The organism is Microbacterium telephonicum (genome assembly GCF_003651225.1).
Lineage (GTDB): Bacteria > Actinomycetota > Actinomycetes > Actinomycetales > Microbacteriaceae > Microbacterium > Microbacterium telephonicum.
The window spans coordinates 142,883-163,806 of sequence record NZ_RCDB01000004.1; the positions used below are offsets into that span (position 1 = coordinate 142,883).

20 protein-coding genes are annotated in these 20,924 nt (G+C 70.6%); 9 read left to right on the top strand and 11 right to left on the bottom strand.

The genetic code is table 11. The features are described from left to right. The 3 genes from C7474_RS14180 (at window position 1) to C7474_RS14190 (ending at window position 4,114) form a co-directional block, all read left to right on the top strand. Window positions 1-1,011 carry a glycoside hydrolase family protein gene (locus C7474_RS14180; RefSeq protein ID WP_121061036.1) on the top strand — a complete coding sequence of 337 codons (1,011 nt, stop codon included), beginning with the start codon at window positions 1-3 and terminating at the stop codon, window positions 1,009-1,011. A gap of 29 nt (window positions 1,012-1,040) precedes the next feature. Then, window positions 1,041-3,041 carry a glycoside hydrolase family 32 protein gene (locus C7474_RS14185; RefSeq protein ID WP_121061038.1) on the top strand — a complete coding sequence of 667 codons (2,001 nt, stop codon included), beginning with the start codon at window positions 1,041-1,043 and terminating at the stop codon, window positions 3,039-3,041. A 98-nt stretch (window positions 3,042-3,139) separates the two neighbouring features. After that, the gene (locus tag C7474_RS14190; protein WP_121061040.1) at window positions 3,140-4,114 is read left to right on the top strand and encodes a LacI family DNA-binding transcriptional regulator; all 975 of its coding nucleotides are present in this window, start codon (window positions 3,140-3,142) and stop codon (window positions 4,112-4,114) included. A 1-nt stretch (window position 4,115) separates the two neighbouring features. On the opposite strand, the gene C7474_RS14195 is transcribed toward C7474_RS14190, so the two are convergent. From C7474_RS14195 to C7474_RS14200, 3 genes are read right to left on the bottom strand one after another with little or no spacing between them, the layout of a single operon-like run. Beyond that, window positions 4,116-5,786: a glycoside hydrolase family 32 protein gene (locus C7474_RS14195; RefSeq protein WP_121061042.1), complete on the bottom strand. Its 1,671-nt coding sequence runs from the start codon at window positions 5,784-5,786 to the stop codon at window positions 4,116-4,118. Continuing rightward, complete coding sequence (locus C7474_RS15090; protein ID WP_158597355.1) at window positions 5,783-5,977, bottom strand: hypothetical protein; 195 nt, start codon at window positions 5,975-5,977, stop codon at window positions 5,783-5,785. Before C7474_RS15090 ends, C7474_RS14195 begins: the two co-directional genes overlap by 4 nt. Continuing rightward, on the bottom strand, window positions 5,974-7,041 hold the full coding sequence (locus tag C7474_RS14200) for a choice-of-anchor L domain-containing protein (RefSeq protein ID WP_121061044.1): 1,068 nt from the start codon (window positions 7,039-7,041) through the stop codon (window positions 5,974-5,976). Before C7474_RS14200 ends, C7474_RS15090 begins: the two co-directional genes overlap by 4 nt. Window positions 7,042-7,291: 250 nt before the next feature. On the opposite strand from C7474_RS14200, the gene C7474_RS14205 reads away from it, so the two are divergent. From C7474_RS14205 to C7474_RS14230, 6 genes are all read left to right on the top strand, one after another. Further along, window positions 7,292-8,896 carry a glycoside hydrolase family 68 protein gene (locus C7474_RS14205; RefSeq protein ID WP_121061046.1) on the top strand — a complete coding sequence of 535 codons (1,605 nt, stop codon included), beginning with the start codon at window positions 7,292-7,294 and terminating at the stop codon, window positions 8,894-8,896. Between the two features lie 128 nt (window positions 8,897-9,024). Continuing rightward, window positions 9,025-10,566: a PTS transporter subunit EIIC gene (locus C7474_RS14210; protein ID WP_121061227.1), complete on the top strand. Its 1,542-nt coding sequence runs from the start codon at window positions 9,025-9,027 to the stop codon at window positions 10,564-10,566. Next, window positions 10,563-11,804 carry a dual-specificity RNA methyltransferase RlmN gene (rlmN, locus tag C7474_RS14215; protein ID WP_121061048.1) on the top strand — a complete coding sequence of 414 codons (1,242 nt, stop codon included), beginning with the start codon at window positions 10,563-10,565 and terminating at the stop codon, window positions 11,802-11,804. The genes C7474_RS14210 and rlmN overlap by 4 nt, the downstream gene beginning before the upstream one ends. A gap of 133 nt (window positions 11,805-11,937) precedes the next feature. Then, window positions 11,938-12,951, top strand: coding sequence for an aldo/keto reductase family protein (locus C7474_RS14220; protein ID WP_121061050.1), 1,014 nt, complete (start codon window positions 11,938-11,940; stop codon window positions 12,949-12,951). Window positions 12,952-12,956: 5 nt separating this feature from the next. Then, window positions 12,957-13,430, top strand: a complete 474-nt coding sequence (locus tag C7474_RS14225; protein ID WP_121061052.1) for an NUDIX hydrolase — start codon at window positions 12,957-12,959, stop codon at window positions 13,428-13,430. A gap of 74 nt (window positions 13,431-13,504) precedes the next feature. Next, window positions 13,505-13,861 (top strand): VOC family protein, encoded by a 357-nt coding sequence (locus C7474_RS14230; protein ID WP_121061054.1) that lies wholly within the window; start codon window positions 13,505-13,507, stop codon window positions 13,859-13,861. A gap of 12 nt (window positions 13,862-13,873) precedes the next feature. On the opposite strand, the gene C7474_RS14235 is transcribed toward C7474_RS14230, so the two are convergent. From C7474_RS14235 to C7474_RS14270, 8 genes are all read right to left on the bottom strand, one after another. Then, window positions 13,874-14,404, bottom strand: a complete 531-nt coding sequence (locus C7474_RS14235) for a ribonuclease H family protein (protein ID WP_121061056.1) — start codon at window positions 14,402-14,404, stop codon at window positions 13,874-13,876. Further along, a complete protein-coding gene (locus tag C7474_RS14240) occupies window positions 14,401-14,895 on the bottom strand; it encodes a GbsR/MarR family transcriptional regulator (protein WP_121061058.1) in 495 nt (164 codons plus the stop codon). Before C7474_RS14240 ends, C7474_RS14235 begins: the two co-directional genes overlap by 4 nt. Further along, window positions 14,892-16,514 carry an ABC transporter permease gene (locus C7474_RS14245; protein WP_121061061.1) on the bottom strand — a complete coding sequence of 541 codons (1,623 nt, stop codon included), beginning with the start codon at window positions 16,512-16,514 and terminating at the stop codon, window positions 14,892-14,894. Before C7474_RS14245 ends, C7474_RS14240 begins: the two co-directional genes overlap by 4 nt. Beyond that, window positions 16,511-17,434: an ABC transporter ATP-binding protein gene (locus C7474_RS14250; protein ID WP_121061063.1), complete on the bottom strand. Its 924-nt coding sequence runs from the start codon at window positions 17,432-17,434 to the stop codon at window positions 16,511-16,513. The genes C7474_RS14245 and C7474_RS14250 overlap by 4 nt, the downstream gene beginning before the upstream one ends. 68 nt (window positions 17,435-17,502) lie before the next feature. Then, window positions 17,503-18,549, bottom strand: coding sequence for a branched-chain amino acid ABC transporter permease (locus tag C7474_RS14255; RefSeq protein WP_121061065.1), 1,047 nt, complete (start codon window positions 18,547-18,549; stop codon window positions 17,503-17,505). Next, complete coding sequence (locus C7474_RS14260) at window positions 18,546-19,424, bottom strand: branched-chain amino acid ABC transporter permease (RefSeq protein WP_199692475.1); 879 nt, start codon at window positions 19,422-19,424, stop codon at window positions 18,546-18,548. The genes C7474_RS14255 and C7474_RS14260 overlap by 4 nt, the downstream gene beginning before the upstream one ends. Before the next feature lie 6 nt (window positions 19,425-19,430). Further along, entirely contained in the window at window positions 19,431-20,156 is a 726-nt protein-coding gene (locus C7474_RS14265; RefSeq protein ID WP_121061067.1) for an ABC transporter ATP-binding protein, read from the bottom strand. Further along, entirely contained in the window at window positions 20,153-20,923 is a 771-nt protein-coding gene (locus C7474_RS14270; protein WP_121061069.1) for an ABC transporter ATP-binding protein, read from the bottom strand. Before C7474_RS14270 ends, C7474_RS14265 begins: the two co-directional genes overlap by 4 nt. Window position 20,924: the final 1 nt, after the last annotated feature.

Here is a 20,924-nt window from a genome sequence, read left to right on the forward strand (position 1 = left end):
ATGTTCGACCTCCCCGGTTCCTGGGTCTGGGATTACTGGTTCGCCGACGACGGCGAGAAGTACCACCTCTTCTTCCTGTACGCGTCGCGGGCGTTGCACGATCCCGATGCTCGTCACTACCGGGCTTCGGTAGGGCACGCGGTGTCCGACGACCTCATCACCTGGACGCAGGTTGCGGATGCCCTCGTGCGCAGCGACGCCCGCGCCTTCGATGACCTCGCAACCTGGACCGGCTCGACCGTGCAGGCGCCCGACGGCACCTGGTACCTCTTCTACACCGGATCGACCCTCGCCGACGACGGCAAGAACATCCAGCGGATCGGGTACGCGACGTCCTCCGACCTCGTCACCTGGACGAAAGCCGGGGATCCGGTGCTGGAGGCGGCGGCGCCCTGGTACGAGACCCTCGCCAGCGGGGACTGGCACGACGAGGCTTTCCGTGACCCGTGGGTGTTCGCCGACCCGGGCGGTGACGGGTGGCACATGCTCGTCACGGCCCGTGCGCCCGAAGGACCCGTACGGGGTCGCGGTGTCGTCGGTCACGCCTGGTCGCCGGATCTGCGCTCGTGGGAGCTGCGCCCGCCACTGAGCATGCCGAGTGTCGATGGTTTCGGGCAGGTGGAGGTGACCCAGACCGCAATCGTGGACGGCCGTCCGGTGCTGCTGTTCTCGTGCCTCGCCGAGCACGCCATGCCGTCGCGGCGCGAGGACCGCGGCGGCACCTGGGCGGTCAACGCGAGCTCGTTGACCGGTCCGTTCGACATCGACGCGGCCTACCCGCTCACCGATGAAAGCCTCTACGTCGGCCGGCTGCTGCAGCGGCGCGACGACGGAGCATGGTTCCTGTTCGCCTTCCGCAACGTCGACGAGAACGGCTCCTTCGTGGGCGGCGTGACCGATCCCATGCCCGTCGCGTGGCGCGACGGTCGCCTCGTCGTCGTCGAGGGCCCCGCCGCCGAGCGCGGCACGGACGCCGCCCCTCCGTCGGGAGCCATCGCGGCGCCCATCTGACCGCGCGACCGACACGGAAGAAGGATCCGATGACGCATCCTCACCAGAACATCCTCCGCCGCTTGCTGGCCGTCGCCGGGAGCATTGCGGTCGCGGCGACGGCACTCGCTTCGGCGCCGGCGGCCGCGCACGACGAGGGAGAGCCGTCGCTGCGCGCACGGTATCACTTCACCGTTCCCGACCATTGGAAGAACGATCCCCAACGCCCTGTGGTGATCGACGGGGTGCTGCACTATTACTACCTGTACAACGGCGACTACGACGCGGATCCGACGTCGAACCACGGGACGGAATGGCGCCTCGCGACGAGCACGGATGCCGTCTCCTTCGCCGATCAGGGGGTCGCCGCGCCGAAGAAGACGAATGCGAACTACGACCTCTGGTCGGGGTCGGTCGTGGTGGACCATGCGAACACGGCCGGGTTCGGCGCGGGTGCAGTCGTCATGCTCGTGACGCAGATGGACCACCCGACACCGGCGCAGACGGGGAACGCGTCAGGGCAGCAGGCGCAGTTCCTGTGGTACTCGGTCGACGGCGGGCGCACATTCCGCCCCGACGGCGACCAGCCCGTCATCCCGGGCGAGGGGCGCCGCGATGTGCGTGATCCCAAGGTCGTGTGGGATGAGGAGCGGGGGCAGTGGGTGGCCTTGATCGCCGAACGCGACCGGGTGTCGTTCTACACGTCGCACGACCTGCGCACCTGGACACGGGTGAGCGAGTACGTCGATGACGACATGGGCACGATCGAATGCCCCGACCTCTTCAGGATCCGGGCCGACGACGGCACCTGGCATTGGGTGATGGGTGTCAGCGCGAACGGCTACGCGACCGGAGAGCCGGCGACGTTCGCCTACTGGACGGGAGCCTTCGACGGCACCACCTTCGTCCCCGACGACCCTGCGCCGCAATGGCTCGATCACGGATTCGACTGGTACGGTGCGGTCACCTGGGAGGACCCGGCTGCGCCGATGGACCAGCGCCTCGCGATCGCTTGGATGAACAACTGGGACTACGCGCACTCGGCTCCGACCTGGGCCAGCGACGGCTTCACGGGAACCGACTCGATCACCCGCGAGATTCGACTCTCGGCTCGCAGCGACGGATACAGCCTCGTCTCGCAACCCGTCGCAGCGCTCGCCGATCACGCCACCCGCACGGTGCGCCTCGGCGACGTGACGGTCGACGGGTTCCGAGAGCTCGGTTACACGGGCGACGCGTATCAGCTCACGACGCGCGTGTCACGGCAAGACGCGACGAACATCGGCATCCAGCTGCGACGCTCGGCCGACGGCAGTCGCCACGCTGACGCGGGAGTGACCCAGGATTACGCCTACCTCAACCGCGGTCAGACCGACCATCCGCCGTCGTGGAAGGTCGAGAGTCGCACGCCGTTCGACGACGCCTCGACGGTCGAGCTGCGCATCCTGGTCGACCGGACGACGATCGAGATGTTCGTGGACGACGGCCGCTACACCCACTCCAGCCAGGTGTTCGCGCCGGCAGCCGATCAGGGTCTCGCCCTGTACACATCCGGCGGAGCGGCCGTGTTCCAGGACGTCGAGATCACCGAGTTCGCCGATCTCGCGCAGCGGCCGGCCCGCGTCATCGCCGACTTCGAGGGGGCTGCCTGGGGCGAGGGGTGGACGGCGACCGACGGCCTCGCCGCGACGGCTCCGACACCGTCGGATCTGCGCGGGCAGGTCGGCGCCAAGGTCGCCGACACCTACGCCGGGGCGGACTCCGCGACGGGCGTCGTCACCTCGCCGCCGTTCACCATCGATCGGCACACGTTGCACTTCCTGATCGGCGGGGGAGACAACCCGCTGGGTGTCGAGCCGGCGACATCCGTGCAGCTGCTCATCGACGGATCGCCGGTGCGCTCCGCGACCGGCGAGGACTCTGCGCAGCTGCGCCCGGTCGCGTGGGATGTGCGCGATCTCGCCGGCCGCACGGCGCAGCTGCAGATCCTCGATGACAACACGGGGGAGTGGGGGCACCTGATGGTGGACCACGTCATTCTGAGCGATTGACGCCGTGCGGCCGCGGACCGCGCGGGATGGGCTAGCGTCGAAGCAGCGCATCTGACCCGTTCCCGAGACGTCGTGACGGATGCCGGGGAGAGAGCGACATGGCGAGACCGAAGCTGCACGATGTCGCCGCGCGCGCCGGCGTCTCGGTCACGACCGTGTCGCGGGTGCTCAACAACAGGGGCTATCTGAGCGACGACGTGCGCGCCCGCGTCGGTGCCGCCATCGACGAGCTCGGCTACCGCCCCGACGCGATCGCCCGCTCGCTCATCCGGCGCCGCTCCGGCCTCATCGGGGTCATCGTTCCGACGGTGGCCGACCCGTTCTTCGGCGAGCTCGTCGCCGCGATCGAGCACGGGCTCGCCGAGCGTGGCTATAAGACACTGCTGTGCGACTGTCAGGAGAACCCGGAGCGCGAGGCGGAGTACCTCGACCTCCTCCAGGCGAACAGGGTCGACGGCATCGTGACCTCGACGCACAACCGGGGCGTCACCGCCTACGAAGACGCCGACCTTCCGATCGTCGCCGTCGATCGTCGCGTGGGCGGCGGCATCCCCATCGTCCGCGGCGACAATCGCACCGGTGGGCGTCTGGCGACCGAGCACCTGCTCGCCCGCGGAGCGAGAGCGCCGGTCCTCGTCACCGCGACCGATCACGAAGGCAACGACCGCGCGGCCTCGTACCGTGAGGTGATGGCCTCTCACGGCCTCGCGCCGCGCGTGCGTGCATACGGTTACAGCACCGGCATCGACGAGCGGCGTGCTCTCGTCGAGACCTGGCTGTCCGAGACCGCCGCCGACGGAGTGTTCGCAACTGACGACCTCACGGCGCTCATGGCGCTCGAATGGGCGCACAAGACCGGTCGGTCGGTTCCCGGCGATCTGCGGATCGTCGGGTACGACGGATCGGCTGTGGTGCGGTGGGGGATGCCGGGACTCACCACGGTCATCCAGCCGATCGCCCGCCTCGGCCGCCGCGCCGCCGATCTCGTCGCCGACCGGATCGAGGACCCTGAGCGGCTGACGCCGGCCGAGCCGCCGCTGCCCGTGGAGCTGCGGCTCGGCTGGACGAGCTGACTCAGCCCGAGATGGCGATCGCCATCGGGGCGATCGACAGTGCGTCGATGCGGAACGATGCTCCGACTGCCTCAGCGGTCACCCGCAGCGTGTTGCTCGGATACATCGCGCTCGTCAGCGACGACCCGTCGCTGACGAACACCTCGACGCTCGACGCGTCGACGAGGAGGTCCATCGTGACGAGCTCGCCCGCGGCATCCGCACTGCGCTGCGCATCGGCGGGTGACGGGGCGGTCTGCGGAGCGACGTACAGTGCGGGGAAGTCGGCGGCCGGGCTCGCTCCGCGTACGATGAACGCTTCGCCGCGCGTCGCGTCGTAGCCGACCGTCACGGCGTGCTCGTCATCGTCCGCCAGCCGCAGGCGCAACTCGCCCGATGCCGGGCGCTCGAAGGAGATGCGCAGCCGATATGCCGGAGTGCCGGGCTGTACGTCGAGTGCGTGGATCCCGCCCGGCTCGATGACGCGCGGTTCACCGGCCTCGGCGTCCCCCTCCAACGTCGTCAGCGCCTCGATGGGGGTCGATTGCAGACGCAGGCGTCCGTCGACCTCGGCGAGTCTGATCGTGCGGGTCGTCGACAAAGCACCGCCCTGCCAGTCGGTCGTCGGGAGGTCGCGCGCGTAGGTCCAGTTGTTGATCCAGCCCAGCGCGTAGCGCGTGCTCAGCCGGTCCTCGTCGGTCTGCGAGGGGTCGTCCCATGTGACGGCGGCGTAGAAGTCGGCGCCGTCGTCGAGCCATTGCGGTTCTTCGTCATCCGCCGTGAACCGTTCGCCGTCCCACGATCCCGTCCAGTACGCGAGGCCGGTTGCGCGCCCTTCGGCGGCTCCGTCGGCGCTCGCCGCCAGCACCCACGTGCGACGGCCTGAGACGGGGTCGACCATCTCGAACAGGTCGGGGCATTCCAGCAGTCCCAGGGCGTCGGACGAGAAGTCCGAGGTGTACGTCCACGAGACGAGATCGTCCGACGTGTAGAAGCCGAGTCGCTGCCCCTCGGCGAGCACCATGACCCAGCGATCGGCGGACTCGTCGCGGATGATCTTCGGGTCGCGCCAGTCGGTGATGCCGGGATTCTCCATCACAGGGTTCCCCGGGTAGGGCGTGAACGTGTATCCGCCGTCAGTCGACCCGAACAGCGACTGCCGCTGCACGCCGTCGTCCTGCTGGGTGACGAGGGCGACGACAGCCCCAGGGCCGAAGCCGGCGGTGCCGGCCTCGTCGATCACGGCGCTTCCGGTGAGGATGTCGCCCAGCCCGTTCTCGTACTTGTGGATCGCGACCCCTTCGTTCTTCCAGTGGACGAGGTCCTCCGAGGTCGCGTGGTACCACTCGGTGCCGTTTCCCGTCGGATAGTCGGCGTTGTAGAGGTAATAGAGGTGCCATAGGCCATCGAGGTAGATGGGTCGCTGCGGGTCGTTCATCCAGTGCGCGGGCGGCGTCAGATGGAAGGACGGGCGGTACTGCTCCCACGATGAGGGGCGTGCGAACTCGTCGGTTCCGGGGGCCTCCGAGGGGCTGGAGGTTGAGGTGGGGGTGGGTGTGGGGATGTGCGGACGGGGTGACAGCATGAAGACGAGCACCCCGACCGCGACCGCTGCGACGACGCCGAGCAAGACGACGAGCATGCGCAGTCGCGGGTGCGTGGGGGCAGAGGTCGGGTCGGGGGCGTCGGTCATGAGCGGTGGCCTCCTCGGCGCAGTCGAGCAGCGGTGCCGAGCGCAACGACACCGGCGGTGATCGCGGTGGGTGTCGTTGCGTCCAGGGCCGCGCCTGCGACACCCCACGCGGGGGTGGCGCAGGCAAGGCCGCCGAGGATGAGAAGCGCGGCCAGGCTCAGATGGGTCGAGCGAGTGCTGCGGGTGGTCATGCGCCGCTTTCCCGCCCGGTGCGGCGGCGGTTGCGGATGACAAGGCCCGCACCCGCAGCGGCCAGAAGGAGCCCGCCCGCGATCACAGCGGCGAGCTGCTCGCCGTCACCACCGGTGCGCGCGAGCGCACCGCCGGGCTTGGGGTCGTCGGTGCTGGCGCCGGCGACTGCACCGACGACGTCCGTCGCCGAGGGCGTGGGCGTGGCAGACGGGGCGGTCGGGGCGGGCGTCGGGGTGGCGGGCGCGGGCGTGGACGTGATCCCCGCAGCGGCGAGGAGCAGCGTCGTGTCGAGCTGGCCGTCGACCGTGTCCGCGACAGCGGCCACGATCGTGGTCTCGACACCAGGCTCGACCGTTGCGGTGCAGGTGAGGGCCGTCGTATAGCCGTTCATCTCGGTGTCGTTCGATCCGTCGGTGTTGTCGACGAACAGCTCGCTCTGCGTCGTGGCGTTGATCGAGCCGATCCCGGCTGCGTCGCTCCCGACGAGCGAGCACAGCGTTCCGTTCACGAAGATGCCGAGGGCATCGGTGTAGTCCTGCTCCGCCCAGTTGGCATACTCTTCGCTGCCGAACTGATAAACGATTGACAGTGTGTTGCCCGCCGGCACGACGGTGAGAGCAAGCTGAGCCGCATCGTAGGTGGTCGATCCGGTGAGCGCCGTCAGCTCGGGGGAGCCGTCACCGCCGAGGTCGCCCGTCGTCGTGGCCTTGGTATTCGGGCCCGTGAGCGCCGACGTCGTGAAATCGACGTCGGCGGTCGCAGAGGGGTCGGCGGCGCGCAGCGAGCCGGTCGTCAGCGCGACGCCGGAGGAGATCTCCGGAGCGAGCGCGAGACCCGAGAAGGTGCCGAGCTGAACGTCGCGCCCGTGGGTGACGGTCGCGGCGACGAGGCTCACGTTGTCGCCCATCAGGGTGGCGGCAGCGGCCTCGACGCTGCCGGATTCAAGAGTGGAGACGTCGGCGGCGGCGGACGCGGACACCGCGACGGCGGGAGCCGCCAGGGTGCCGAGCGCGAGGCCGACCAGCAGGGCGCGGCGTGACCGCGGAGAGTCGAGAAGGAACATGGCACTCCTGTTGGATGCGAGCGCGACCGGGCGTGCAGCGAATGCCGCCCGCGTCGCTGCGTGAGAGGTGGAATGGGCGGGATGAGCCCGGAGAGAGTGAGACCACGGGAGCCGCGGAAGCGGCCGCCACGACAAGTGTTGCAAGGATCGGGCTGATATGTCAAACGTTTGACAGATCTCGTATCGACGTCTACTCTCCTGATCGAGAGCCCATGACCACGCCTATCGTCCTTCCAGAAAGCAGACAGACGTGACCACTACGACGCGCACCACACGGCGCTCGGCGCGGAAAGCGGCGGCGTTCCTCGCCGCCGCGGCCACCGCCGTGACCCTCCTCGCCGCGGCGCCCGCCTCCGCCGACGAGACGGATGCCGTTCCCGGCTTCCCCGCGCCCACCGAGCACACGCAGCAGGCGTACGAGCCCACCGACGACTTCACCGCCAAATGGACCCGCGCCGACGCGCGGCAGATCGCCGCGATGAGCGACCCCGATGCGGCGCCGCGCGAGAACTCCTTGCCCGAGGAGTACACCATGCCGACGGTGCCACAGGACTTCCCCGACATGAGTGACGATCAGGTGTGGGTCTGGGACAGCTGGACGCTCACCGACGGCACGAGCGACCAGCCGAGCTTCAAGGGCTGGGAGGTCGTCTTCTCGCTCGTCGCCGACCGCAGTCTCGGCTTCGACGACCGGCACACCTATGCGCGCCTCGGATACTTCTACCGCAAGGCGAACGTCGCCGAGCGGCCCGCGGACGGTGGGTGGACCTACGGCGGCCACGTCTTCCCCGATGGCGCTTCGGGCGCGATCTTCGAGGACCAGTCGTTCAGCCACCAGACCGAGTGGTCTGGGTCCACGCGCATCTTCGACGGCAACAAACTGCGCATCTTCTACACCGCCGTCGCGTTCTACCGCAACGAGGACGGCAGCAATCGGAAGCCATACGACCCGCGCATCGTGCAGAGCGAGGGGCGTCTGTTCGCCGACGAGAACGGCGTCTGGATGACGGGCTTCCGCGACCAGCACGACATGCTGCAGGCCGACGGCGAGTACTACCAGACCGGAGCGCAGAACGAGTTCTTCAATTTCCGCGACCCGTTCACCTTCGAAGACCCCGCGCACCCGGGCAAGACCTACATGGTGTTCGAGGGCAACACCGCCGCTCCGCGTGGCGAGCGGGTGTGCACCGAGGAGGACATGGGCTACCGAGAGGGAGATCCGTACACGGAGACAGCCGCAGAGGTGATGGACGCCGGCGCGCACTACCAGCTCGCCAACGTCGGGCTCGCCGTCGCCGACAACGCAGCGCTGACCGAGTGGACCTTCCTGCCGCCGATCCTCTCGGCGAACTGCGTGAACGATCAGACCGAACGCCCTCAGATCTACATCAAGGACGGCAAGTACTATCTGTTCACGATCACGCACCGTGGCACGTACGCGGCCGGGATCGACGGCCCTGAGGGTGTGTACGGCTTCGTCGGCGACGGCGTCCGCAGCGACTACCAGCCCGTGAATCGCGGGTCGGGGCTCGCTCTCGGCAGCCCGTCGAACCTGAACTTCGCAGCCGGCGCCCCCTTCGCTCCCGACTTCAATCAGCATCCCGGCCAGTTCCAGGCGTACTCGCACTACGTCATGCCGGGCGGGCTGGTCCAGTCCTTCATCGACACGATCGGGACGTCCGACGATTTCGTCCGCGGCGGCACCCTCGCGCCCACCGTGAGAGTCGACATCTCCGGCTCCGACGTGACGGTCGACCGGTCCTACGGAACGAACGGGCTCGGTCAGTGGGCCGATATCCCATCGAACTACGCGCACGACATCGCGGCGACGAGCGATCCGCGTCCCACACGATGATCGCCTGACGCGGCCCGCACGCCGCACGACGACCCCCGGGGCTGTAGCTCTCGGGGGTCGTCCGTGTCCCCGCGAGTGACTACTGTGGTGCGCGAGACACGGGGTGCGAGGGGGGAGGCGACGACCGGGTGCAGGAAGAGATCGCGGCAGGCATTCTCCAGGCCCTGGGCGGCGCCCAGAACATCGTCGTCGCGACCCATTGCGCGACGCGGCTGCGGATCACGCTCGCCGACGGCGACCGCGCGGCACCGGAGGATGTCGCCCGTGTGCACGGGGTTCTCGGGGTCGCTCGCTCGGGCGATCAGATCCAGGTGGTCGTCGGGCCCGGCGCCGTCGCGGCCGTGCACGCCGACTTCCAGCGTCGCGTCGCGGAGGGGGCACGACCCGCGCCCGCACCGTCGCATGACGCGCCGGTCGACGCGTCCCCCGAGCCAGACAGAGCGGGCGATCTGGACTCCCACCGGATCCACGTCTCGCGCCCGAGACGCGCTGCGCGCACGATCCTCGCGCCGGTCCACCTTCTCATCGACATCATCACACCGCTGTTGCCTGTCTTCGTGGCCGGAGGATTGCTCCTCGCCCTCCATAACCTCATCAGCGCGCCGCGGATCTTCGGCGCGGACGCGGTCATCACCGTTCTGCCGTGGTTCTCCGGCCCGGCCGCCCTCATCGGCATCATCGGCACCGGCGTCTTCGCGTTGCTGCCGGTGCTCATCGGGTTCTCGGCCGCGAGCAGGTTCGGGGCGAGCCCTTACCTCGGTGCGGCGATGGGCGCTTCGCTCGTCGCTGCGCCGTTCATCGTCGACAGCGGCGCGTTTCCCGCGCTGCGACTGCAGGGCGGGGGCAGCTGGACCCTCGCGGGAATCGACGTGCTCGGTGTCGACTACCGGGGGTCCGTCGTACCCGTGATCGTCGTGGCCGCGGTGCTCGCCGCGATCGAGCGCGGGCTGCGACAGAGTCTGCGCGGCGCGGCGTCGTTTCTGTTCGTGCCGATGCTGACCCTGCTGTTCACCGGCGCACTCGCCTTTCTCGTCATCGGCCCGGCGGCCCGGCTTCTGGGTGACGCGTTCGCGACGCTGATCTCGACCGTCTACCACGCGTCCGGCCTCCTGGGCGGCGCGCTCATCGGCGCGTTGTACCCGCTCCTGGTCGTCACCGGACTCCATCAGAGCCTCGTCTCGCTCGAACTCGGGCTGATCGCCGGCGGGGGATCGTTCATCTTCCCCGTCGCAGGTGTCGCCAACCTCGCCCAGGCGGGCGCGTGCTTCGCGGTGGCTCTCCTCGCCCGCCGAGGCTCGCGGCTCCGCGCTATCGCCGGGGCTGCGGGCGTCCCGGCGTCGTTCGGCATCGCCGAGCCGGCGGTCTTCGGCGTGAATCTGCGGCTCCAGTTCCCCTTCGTCATCGCCGTGGCCTCGTCCGCGGTCGGCGGGGCACTGCTGGCGACAGGGGACGTCGAGGCGGTCGCGCTCGGAGCGGCGGGGGTTCTGGGCTTCGCCTCGATCACTCCGGGCCTGGGCGTGCGGTATCTGGCCTGCGTGGTCCTCACATCGGCGATCGCCTTCGCGGCCACGTGCGTCTGGGGTGTGTTCCGGCGCCCCCCGCTGCTCGTCGCCTCCGACGCGTTCGTTCCGGCGGATCCCCCAGGACGCGGCGGTACCCTGGGGGTATGACCGACTCCACTCCCGTGCGCGCGACCAAGCCGCGTCAGACGCGCCCCCGCACGGAGGGGTGGGAGCAGAAGAAGGATGCCGACGGCCGCCCGCTTCTGCAGTTCGCGAGCCCGCGCCGCTCGATGCCGCCGGTGCACCTCGCCGACCTGACGCCCGAACAGCGGGTCGAGAAGGTCAAGGAGCTGGGCCTGCCCGGCTTCCGCGCCGGGCAGATCGAGAAGCACTACTTCCAGCATTACACCTCCGACGCGGCGCAGATGACCGACCTGCCCGCCGCCGGCCGCGAGGAGCTCGTCGCCCAGCTGCTGCCGAGCCTGCTCACCGAGGTGCGCCGCCTCGAGACCGACCGCGGCGACACGATCAAGTTCCTCTGGAAGCTGCACGACGGCTCGCTCGTCGAGTCGGTGCTCATGCGCTACCCGGGCCGCATCACGCTGTGCGTGTCGTCGCAGGCCGGCTGCGGCATGAACTGCCCGTTCTGCGCGACGGGGCAGGCCGGGCTCACGCGCAACATGACCGCCGCCGAGATCATCGAGCAGGTCGTGCGCGCCAACCGGCTCATCGCCGACGGCGGCCTCGGCGACCCGCGCAAGGTCGGCCACGAGGGCGAGCGCGTCTCGAACATCGTGTTCATGGGCATGGGCGAGCCGCTCGCGAACTACAACCGTCTGATGCAGGCGGTGCGCACGATGGTCGACAAGAAGCACGGCATGGGCATGAGCGCTCGCGGCATCACGGTGTCGACCGTCGGCTTCGTGCCGAACATCGTGCGGCTGGCCGAGGAGGACATCCCGGTGACCTTCGCCCTGTCCCTGCACGCGCCCGACGACAAGCTGCGCGACGAGCTGATCCCGATCAACTCGAAGTGGAAGGTCGACGAGGCCCTCGACGCCGCCCGTGGCTACTTCGACAAGACCGGCCGCCGCGTCTCGATCGAATACGCCCTGATCAAGGACATGAACGACCACGCGTGGCGCGCCGACCTTCTCGCCGAGAAGCTCAACGCGCGCGGCCGCGGCTGGGTGCACGTCAACCCCATTCCGCTGAACCCGACGCCGGGCTCGGTGTGGACCTCGTCGGAGCTCGACGTGCAGAACGAGTTCGTGCGCCGGCTCAACGAGGCCGGCATCCCGACGACCCTGCGCGACACCCGCGGCAAGGAGATCGACGGCGCGTGCGGACAGCTCGTGGCCACCGCCGAGGACGAGGCCGCGGCGGCATCCGTCCTCATCGACTGACCCGCGCGTCCGTGGTGTGAGAAATCACTTTCGCCTCGACGCGCACGTGCTGCACCGATGTCTCGTGACGTCGGTGGTTTCTCGCCGCGCCGAGACCGGCCCGCCGGTGCCGGCGCGCCGCTAGCGTGGAGGCATGGTGAACTATCGCTACCTCGGTGACAGCGGATTCAAGATCTCGGAGATCACGTACGGCAACTGGGTGACCCACGCCTCGCAGGTCGGCGACGACGCCGCGATCTCGACGGTGCACAAGGCGCTCGACCTCGGCATCACGACCTTCGACACGGCCGACACCTACGCCAACACGGCTGCGGAGGTCGTGCTCGCCAAGGCGCTGAAGGGTCAGCCGCGCGAGCAGCTGGAGATCTTCACGAAGGTCTACTGGCCGATCGGGCGTAAGGGCCCGAACGACCAGGGGCTCTCGCGCAAGCACATCTTCGACGGCATCAACGGGTCGCTCAAGCGCCTCGGGGTCGACTACGTCGACCTGTACCAGGCTCACCGCTACGACTACGAGACCCCGCTCGAAGAGACGATGCAGGCCTTCGCCGACATCGTGCGCCAGGGCAAGGCGCTCTACATCGGCGTGAGCGAGTGGACGGCGGAGCAGCTGCGCGAGGGTCACGCCCTGTCGAAGCAGCTCGGGTTCCAGCTCGTCTCCAACCAGCCGCAGTACTCGGCGCTGTGGCGCGTCATCGAGGACCGCGTCATCCCCACCAGCGAGGAGCTCGGCATCTCGCAGATCGTCTGGTCGCCGCTGGCCCAGGGCGTGCTGACGGGCAAGTACCTGCCCGGTCAGCCGGTGCCGGAGGGATCGCGCGCGACCGATGAGAAGAGCGGCGCGAACTTCATCAAGCGGTTCCTCCGCGACGACGTGCTCGAGGCCGTGCAGAAGCTCACCCCGATCGCCGAGGAGGCGGGCATCACCGTCGCCCAGCTCTCGCTGGCCTGGGTGCTGCACAACCCGAACATCGCCGCCGCCCTCGTGGGCGCCTCGCGCCCCGAGCAGCTCGAAGACACCGTCAAGGCCTCCGAGATCACGCTCGACGACGCCGCGTACGAGGCCGTCAACGCGGCGCTGTCGGGCGTCGCCGAGATCGACCCCGAGAAGACCTACGAGGTGTCGCCGAAGTCCCGTCCGGCCTGACCGGCATGGCCGCATCGAGCGCCGGCATCTTGCTGTACCGGGTCGAACCGGACGGCGGGGTGTCGGCGCTCGTCGCGCACATGGGCGGACCGTTCTGGGCGCGCAAGGACGAGGGCGCCTGGACGATCCCCAAGGGCGAGATCGACGACGACGAAGACGTGCTGGATGCCGCCGAGCGCGAGTTCGCGGAGGAGCTCGGCCTGGCGCCGCCCGACGCGGACTACGCGCTGTTGGGCACCTTCGTCTACGGCTCGGGCAAGCGCGTCACGGTCTTCGTCGCCGACGGCGCCGGGTTCGAGGTGGGCGACGCCGTGTTCGGCGAGTTCGAGATGGAGTGGCCGCCCCGCTCGGGCCGCCGCGCGTCGTTCCCCGAGGTGGATCGGGTCGAGTGGATGCCGGTCGAGGAGGCGCGCCCGCGGCTGGTCGCCGGTCAGCGGCCCGCGCTGGACAGGCTGGCCGAGCTCATCGCCGAGGTGTGAGCGCCCGCCCCCGGGTGCCGGGGCCTTGCCGGTGTCCGAGGCGGGGAGGAGACTCGCCGCGGAAGGGAGCCACCATGGCACACGGCGACATCACGCACATCGACATCCCCGTCTCCGACCTCGCGAAGGCGTCCGAGTTCTACTCCGGCCTGTTCGGCTGGACGATCGCGGAGGTGCCCGGCTACGAGGGCTACCCGATGTGGCAGGCACCCAACAAGATCTCCGGCGGCGGGCTCGCCCCGCGCAGCGACGGATTCGAGCAGCCGCGCTCGTACGTCGAGGTCGACTCCATCGACGAGACGGTCGCGGCGGCCGAGAAGGCCGGGGCGACGGTCGCGATGGCGAAGGCGCCCATCTCGGAGACGAGCTGGTGGGCGGTCATCGTCGACCCCGACGGCAACCACATCGGACTCTACGAGGGCACGACCTGAGGCGCGCCCGCGTCAGCGGGACTTCTTGGGGGCGGCGCTGACGTCGACCTTCTCGTGCGTGCCGCCGAGGCTCGACCATGAGCTCGCGGTGCCCTTGGCGGCGTGCTCGGCGCCGCGCACCGCGCGCTCGTCGGCCCACTCGTTGAGCACGTGACCGCGATGGCCGCGCACGTGCTCGAGCACGACATCGGGCAGACCGACCGCGCGGCGGGCGTCCCGCGCCGCGATGAGCTGCTCGAGGATGTCGACGTTCTTCGTCGGGGCGCCGGTCGAGGTCTTCCAGCCGCGGCGGCGATGGCCGTCCATCCACTTCTCGTACGTGTCGATCGCGTACTTCGAGTCGGCCTGCACGGTGAGGTGCTCGACGTCGGGGTGGTCCTCGATGGCCTTGAGAAGGCCCATGAGCTCGCCGATGTTGTTCGTGCCCGACACGATCGACCCGGCCGCCCAATGCCCGTCCTCGCCGACCCATGCCCATCCCGTCGGTCCGGGGTTGCCCTTGCAGGCGCCGTCGGTGGCCACGGTGTAGGACGACTCGCTCACCCTTCGACGGTAGTCGAGGTGGCGCGCTGTGCCCGCCACTCGTCGGCCAGCTGCGGCATCCGTTCGGCGAGATAGCGAAGGAACGACGCGGTCTCACGGGCGCGGTGCACGGATGCCGGGGCGTCGGCGTTCTCGTCGGCGATCGCGTCCATGAGGTCGGCGAGGCGCACGTACATCGGCGCGTTGCCCGCGACGACGCCGTGCCACGCGTCGTCGGCGAGGTCGTAGCGGTCGCGTCGGTCGCCGGCCCGGGAGAGCCGGTCGATCATCCGCATCGACTGCAGATACCGCACCGCGCCGGAGACGGCGGCGGGGGAGACGCCCAGGCGGTCGGCGAGTTCGGCGGCGGTGTAGCCGGCGTCGGGCGATCCGACGAGGGCCATCATGACGCGCGCGGGCATCCGCGCCATCCCGGCCGCGGTCATCATCGCCGCGGCCTGCTCGGCGGGTCCGGCTCCGGGATGCCCGTCTTCGCGGTCCCGCGCGCTCATTCGCCGGCCGCCACTTCGCGTCGGCGCATCAGGCCGAGGGCGAGTGCGCTGCAGGCGACGGCCACCGTGGCGAGCCACCACAGGCCGCGCACATCGGTGCCGTCGCCGGTCGGCACGGGCGCGGCGGCGAACGGCGAGATCCCGGTGAGGTCCTGGTCCATCCCGAACAGCGGACCGAACAGCCCGATCATCGCGGCGACCATCACGAGCACCCAGCCGAGGGCGATCGTCAGCCGCGGTGCGAGCACGAAGACGAGGGCCGTGAGCGCCGTGAACACCCACGCGGCGGCGATCTGTCCGGCGCCGGCGACCACCGCCTCCCGCACGAGCGGTCCGGGGTCGGTGCTGCCGAGCGCCCCGAGCGCGGCGCCGGCGACACCGGCGAGGCAGGTGAGGGTCGCGGCGGCCAGCGCGACGACCACGTACTCGGCGAGCCACCGCACGCGGGTGACGGGTTCGGCGAGCACGACCTCAGCCGTACCGCGCGCCTCCTCCTGTCGGGCGCGGATCACCGTCTGCACTCCCGCGCACGCCGCGAGCACCCCGAGCATGACGAAGAAGACGACGACGATGCCCAGTCGCAGGTCGTCGGCGTCGCCGCCGAGGCGTGCGATGACGTCGGCGACGGCCGGGTTCCCGCCGCCGATCTCGTCGACGACGCCACCCAGTGACGTCGCGAGCAGCCCCACGAGCAGTCCGCCGATGAGCCAGCCGACGACGGACGTCCGGGCGAGCCGGATGACGAGGGCCGGCGACGAGCCGAAGCCGGCGCGCGCGTCCGCGCGGCCGACGCGCTCGGGGAGGAATGCGCCGCCCACGTCGCGGCGCCCCTGCAATGCGAGGGCGACGGCCCCGAAGGCGACCGCGACGGCGGCGAGCAGCAGCAGCGGTGCGGCGGTGTCCGTGTCGAACGCGCGCACGTTCTCCGCCCAGCCGAACGGCGAGAGCCACGTCAGCCACGAGCTCTGCATGCGGGTGAGGTCGTCGCTGGGGGTGCCCAGGGCGTTGCCGACGCCGGCGAGCATGAACGTCCCGAGGAGCACCCATACGGCGAGCGCGTTCGCGCCCCGCGAGGTCGGCATCACCTGCGCAGCGAGGAGGGCGATCGTGAGGAAGACGACGCCGGTGAGCGTGCACGACGTCGCCACGAGCAGGGATCCGAACGGCTGTCCGCTCGCGCTCAGGAAGGCGATGAAGACGAGGGCACCGAGCACGACGTTCGCCGCGACGCCGTGGACGAGGGTCGCGACGGTGGGGCTCCAGCGGGCGGCCGGGGTGCCCGAGAGCAGCTCCATGCGACCGGACTCCTCGTCGGCACGGGTGTGACGCACGGCGAGGAAGGTGCTCATGAGCGCCGCGAGCAGCAGCAGCCACGGCAGCAGCAGGAACACGACCATTTGGGCGAGCTCCGCCCCCGACGGCAAACCGCGGAACAGCAGGATGACCGGGTTGGCCATGACGGTCGTGAGCAGCGCGGTGCGCTCCTGCGCGTCGCCGTAGGACGACGACACACCCGGATAGGCGGCGGCCGCCAGGGCGAAGGTGCCGCCCGCCCACAGCACGACCTGCACGCGGTCGCGCCGAGCGCGCTGACGCAGCAGGGGAGCGAGAGCGCTCATCGCCCGGTCGCCTGCGCGGGGGCGTCGCCGTAGTGCCGGAGGAACAGCTCCTCGAGCGACGGTGGAGCGATGCGCAGTCCCTCCACACCGAGCGTCGCGAGCTGTGGGAGCGCCGCGGTCACGCGGTCGCTGGCCAGGGTGAGCCGCACCCGATCGCGGTCCAGCGTCACATCCTCCGCGCCCGGAAGAGCAGATGCGGCATCCGTCGTCGCGCGGGAGGTCGCCGCGAACGACACCTCGGTGCGCGTGAGATGACGCATGTCGGCGAGGGTGCCCGATTCCACGATGCGGCCCTGCCGGATGATCGACACGCGGTCGCACAGCACCTCGACCTCGGAGAGGATGTGGCTCGACAGCAGCACCGTCGCGCCGGCGGCGGCGACCCGGGCGATCTCGTCGCGGAAGACGACCTCCATGAGCGGGTCGAGTCCGCTGGTGGGCTCGTCGAGGATGTACAGGTCGGCGGGCACGGCGAAGGCGGCGATGAGCGCGACCTTCTGACGGTTTCCCTTCGAGTAGGCGCGGCCCTTCTTGCGGGGGTCGAACTGGAACGCGTCGGAGAGCCGGGCCCGCTCCGCCCGGTAGCCGGCGTCGCGGCCGCCCCCGCGGAGGCGACTGAGCAGGTCGATCGCCTCACCGCCGGAGATGTTCGGCCACAGGCTCACATCGCCCGGGACGTACGCGATGCGGCGATGCAGGTCGACGGCATCCCGCCACGGGTCGCGGCCGAAGACCGTGGCGGAGCCGCCGGTGGCCCGAGCGAGCCCCAGCAGGATGCGGATGGTCGTCGACTTGCCGGCGCCGTTGGGTCCGAGGAAGCCGTGCACCGTGCCCTCGTCGACGGTGAGGTCGAGCCCGTCGAGGGCATGGACCCGCCCGTAGTGCTTCGTGAGTGCGCGGGTGGCGATGACATCGGCCATGCGCGCGAGACTACGCCTGATTCACGAATTCGTGAAGAGTGTGAAATCCGACCATCTGCCGCCACACGTCAGCGCCGTCCCGGGAGCCGGCCGATGAGCGGACCGAGGGCGCCGCGCAGCAGACCGACGAGGCCGAACGGCACGAAGAAGGCGAACAGCACGAGCACGACGCCGTAGGCGGCACCGGTCGCGGCCGGACTGATCGAGGCGGTCCACATCGGCACGTACTGGATGAACAGGGCCCCCAGAACAGCGCCACCGACGGTCGCCAGACCGCCCACGACGATCAGGGTGATGAACGAGATCGACAGCATGAGGCCGAAGTTCTCGGGACCGATGAACTCGAGCAGCAGGGCGTAGAGGCCGCCCGCCACCCCCGCGTAGGCGGCCGAGGTCGCGAACAGGCGGGTCTTGGTCTGCGCGATGTCGACGCCGAGGGTCTGCGCGACGAGTTCGGCGTCGCGCACCGCGACGAACGAGCGCCCCATCCGGCCGCGGCTGAGACGCCGCGTCACGACGTACGCGAGTGCGGTCAGCAGCAGGGCGAGGTGGTAGACCCACTGATCGTGGGCGAGCGGCACCCCGGCGGGGGCGTCGCCGTCGATCGCGATGCCGCGGCTGCCGTGCGTCCACTCCTCCAGCATCCGGATCGCGGCGGGGGTGGCCATCGCCATCGCGAGCGTCACGAGCCCCAGTTGCAGTCCGCGCAGCCGCAGGGCGGGCAGGCCGATCAGATAGCCGACCACGAACGGCAGGATGCCGGCGAGCACGAGCGGCACCAGCTGCCCCAAGCCGGCCTCGCCGCCCACCGCGACCGCGTAGGCGCCGATGGCGAAGAACGCCGAGTGGCCGAGCGAGATCTGGCCGCCGAACCCGACGAGGAGGTTCAGTCCGAGCCCCGTGATCGTCCAGATCAGCACGAGGGTCAGCGGCAGCGTGACGTAGCTGGGGTTCACGAGGGGCACGGCGATGAGCGCGGCGGCCCCGGCGACCGGCAGGGCGATCCGCAGCCAGCGCGGCGGGGCCAGCGGGGGCCGCGGGGTGCGCAGCCATTCGACGGGCGTGGCACGGCGCGGCCGTCCCACCCGCGGCAGCGTCTGGGTGGCAAGGGTCATACCCGCACCAGCTCCTTCCGGCCGAACAGGCCCTGCGGTCGCAGCAGCAGCACTGCGACGATGATCACGAGAGCGAAGATCTGCTTGAGCTCTCCGCCGACGCCGGGCACGTAGCTCCCGGCGAGGTTCTCCACGACGCCGACGACCACCCCTCCGACGAGGGCGCCGACCGGCGAGTCGAGGCCGCCGAGCGTCGCCGCCGCGAACGCGTAGATCAACACCGGCGCCATCATCCCCGGGTGCAGGAACAGCTCCGGGGCGATGAGGGTGCCCGCCAGGGCGCCGATCGCCCCCGCCATCGCCCAGCCGAGGCCCATCATCCGTCCCGTCGACACCCCCGACAGTTCGGCCGACTCCGGCGCCGAGACGGCTGCGCGCATCCGCAGTCCGGTGCGCGTGGACCGCAGCAGCACGGCCAGGACGAGGGCGAGCGCCAGCACCGACATCACGATCCCGATGTCCTGCCGCGAGACCGCGACCCCGCCGGCGAGCACGGCGCCCGAGCCGAACAGCGCGGGCACCTCCTTGGTCTGGTAGGTCCAGATCCAGCCGATCACGGCGTTGAGGGCGATCATCAGGCCGAGGCTCACGATGATGAGCGGCAGATGCTGGTGCCGTCGCACGAGCGGGCGGAACAGCACCCGCTCGAATCCCGCGCACAGCGCCGCCAGCAGCACCATCGAGATCGGCAGGGCGACCCCGATCGGCAGGCCCCACGCGGTGAGCTGCCAGGAGACGTAGGCGCCGAGCAGGGCGAGCTCGCCCTGCGCGAAGTTGAGGGTGCGCGAGGCGCGGTAGACGAGCACGATCGCGAGTGCCAGGGCGCCGTAGACGGCGCCGGTCGCGATGCCGTCGGCGAGCTGCTGCCAGATCACGCGGTCTCACACTCCCAGGTAGGCGCGACGAAGGTCGTCGTCGCCCTGCAGATCGGCGGCGGCGCCGCGGGTGACGATACGGCCGCTCTCGAGCACGAGCGCCGTGTCGGCGATGGCCAGCGCCAGTGCCGCGTTCTGCTCGACGATGAGCAGCGCCGTGCCCCGCGCGCGACCGAGCTCGTCGATCGCGGCGAACACCTCGGCGGTGACCTTGGGGGCCAGGCCCAGCGACGGCTCGTCGAGCAGGACGAGGCGAGGGCGTGCCATGAACGCCCGTGCGATGGCGAGCAGCTGCTGCTCGCCGCCGCTGAGCCCGGATGCCGGCCGTGCGGCGCGCTCGCCCAGGCGCGGGAAACGGTCCATCCAGAACCCGACGTCCGCGGCCGCTTCGCGCGGCGAGCGCAGAGTGCCGCCGAGCAGCAGATTCTCGCGGACGGTCAGGTCGGGCACCGTGCCACGCCCCTGCGGCACGTGCGCGATGCCGTGGCGCGCGATGCGGTGGGCGGGCAGCCCCTGCAGCGGCGCGCCGGCGAAGCGGATGCTGCCCTGCGCGGCGCACAGGCCGGTGAGGGCGCGCAGCGTCGTCGTCTTGCCGGCGCCGTTGGCGCCGAGGATCACGAGCCGCCGGCCCTCGTCGAGGTCGAAGGCGATGTCGTGCAGCACCGGCACCGCGCCGTACCCGGCGGAGCGGAGGTCGACCTGCAGCAGGCGGGAGTCGGCGGTGAGGCTCATGCGGCACTCCCGAGGTAGGCGGCGACGACGGCGGGATCGCGGGCGACGTCGGAGGGCGCCCCTTCGGCGATGCGGCGCCCGAAGTCGAGCACCACGACGCGGTCGCAGGTCGACATCACGAGTCCCATGTGGTGCTCGACGAGCAGGATCGCCGTGCCGCGCTGCGCCGCGAGACCGCGCAACGTCGCGCCGAGTTCGGCGACCTCGCTCTGGATCAGGCCGTTCGCCGGTTCGTCGACGAGCAGCAGCCGCGGCGACGACAGCAGCGCGCGGGCCAGTTCGACGCGCTTGAGGGTGCCGAACGGCAGCGTGCCGGCGATGCGGTGGGCGACGTCGCCGAGCCCCAGCGTGTCGAGCAGCGTCTGCGCGTCGTCCCGGGTGACGGCCTCGGCGCGGGCGACGCGGGGAAGCGCGAGTGCGGTCGCCCAGTATCCGCCGCGCGTGACGTGGTACGCGCCGGCGAGCACGTTCTCGAGCACCGTCTGCGACGCGAACAGCCCGAGGTTCTGGAACGTGCGTCCCACGCCGAGGCTCGTCACGCGGTGGCGGGGCAGGCCGATCACCTCGGTGCCGTCGACGCGGATCGAACCCGACTGCGGGTGGTACAGCCCGCTCACGCAGTTGAACAGGCTCGTTTTGCCGGCGCCGTTGGGGCCGATGAGCCCGACGATCTCACCGTCGCCGACGGTGAACGACGGACCGTCGAGGGCCTGCAGGCCGCCGAAGGCGAGACGCACGTCGGCGACCTGCAGCAGGGGCGAGCTCATG

Coding starts and splice junctions, on each gene's coding strand:
- C7474_RS14180 (WP_121061036.1), top strand. CDS start 1: ATGTTCGACCTCCCCGGTTCCTGGGTCTGGGATTACTGGTTCGCCGAC.
- C7474_RS14185 (WP_121061038.1), top strand. CDS start 1,041: ATGACGCATCCTCACCAGAACATCCTCCGCCGCTTGCTGGCCGTCGCC.
- C7474_RS14190 (WP_121061040.1), top strand. CDS start 3,140: ATGGCGAGACCGAAGCTGCACGATGTCGCCGCGCGCGCCGGCGTCTCG.
- C7474_RS14195 (WP_121061042.1), bottom strand. CDS start 5,786: ATGACCGACGCCCCCGACCCGACCTCTGCCCCCACGCACCCGCGACTG.
- C7474_RS15090 (WP_158597355.1), bottom strand. CDS start 5,977: ATGACCACCCGCAGCACTCGCTCGACCCATCTGAGCCTGGCCGCGCTT.
- C7474_RS14200 (WP_121061044.1), bottom strand. CDS start 7,041: ATGTTCCTTCTCGACTCTCCGCGGTCACGCCGCGCCCTGCTGGTCGGC.
- rlmN (WP_121061048.1), top strand. CDS start 10,563: ATGACCGACTCCACTCCCGTGCGCGCGACCAAGCCGCGTCAGACGCGC.
- C7474_RS14220 (WP_121061050.1), top strand. CDS start 11,938: ATGGTGAACTATCGCTACCTCGGTGACAGCGGATTCAAGATCTCGGAG.
- C7474_RS14225 (WP_121061052.1), top strand. CDS start 12,957: ATGGCCGCATCGAGCGCCGGCATCTTGCTGTACCGGGTCGAACCGGAC.
- C7474_RS14230 (WP_121061054.1), top strand. CDS start 13,505: ATGGCACACGGCGACATCACGCACATCGACATCCCCGTCTCCGACCTC.
- C7474_RS14240 (WP_121061058.1), bottom strand. CDS start 14,895: ATGAGCGCGCGGGACCGCGAAGACGGGCATCCCGGAGCCGGACCCGCC.
- C7474_RS14245 (WP_121061061.1), bottom strand. CDS start 16,514: ATGAGCGCTCTCGCTCCCCTGCTGCGTCAGCGCGCTCGGCGCGACCGC.
- C7474_RS14250 (WP_121061063.1), bottom strand. CDS start 17,434: ATGGCCGATGTCATCGCCACCCGCGCACTCACGAAGCACTACGGGCGG.
- C7474_RS14255 (WP_121061065.1), bottom strand. CDS start 18,549: ATGACCCTTGCCACCCAGACGCTGCCGCGGGTGGGACGGCCGCGCCGT.
- C7474_RS14265 (WP_121061067.1), bottom strand. CDS start 20,156: ATGAGCCTCACCGCCGACTCCCGCCTGCTGCAGGTCGACCTCCGCTCC.
- C7474_RS14270 (WP_121061069.1), bottom strand. CDS start 20,923: ATGAGCTCGCCCCTGCTGCAGGTCGCCGACGTGCGTCTCGCCTTCGGC.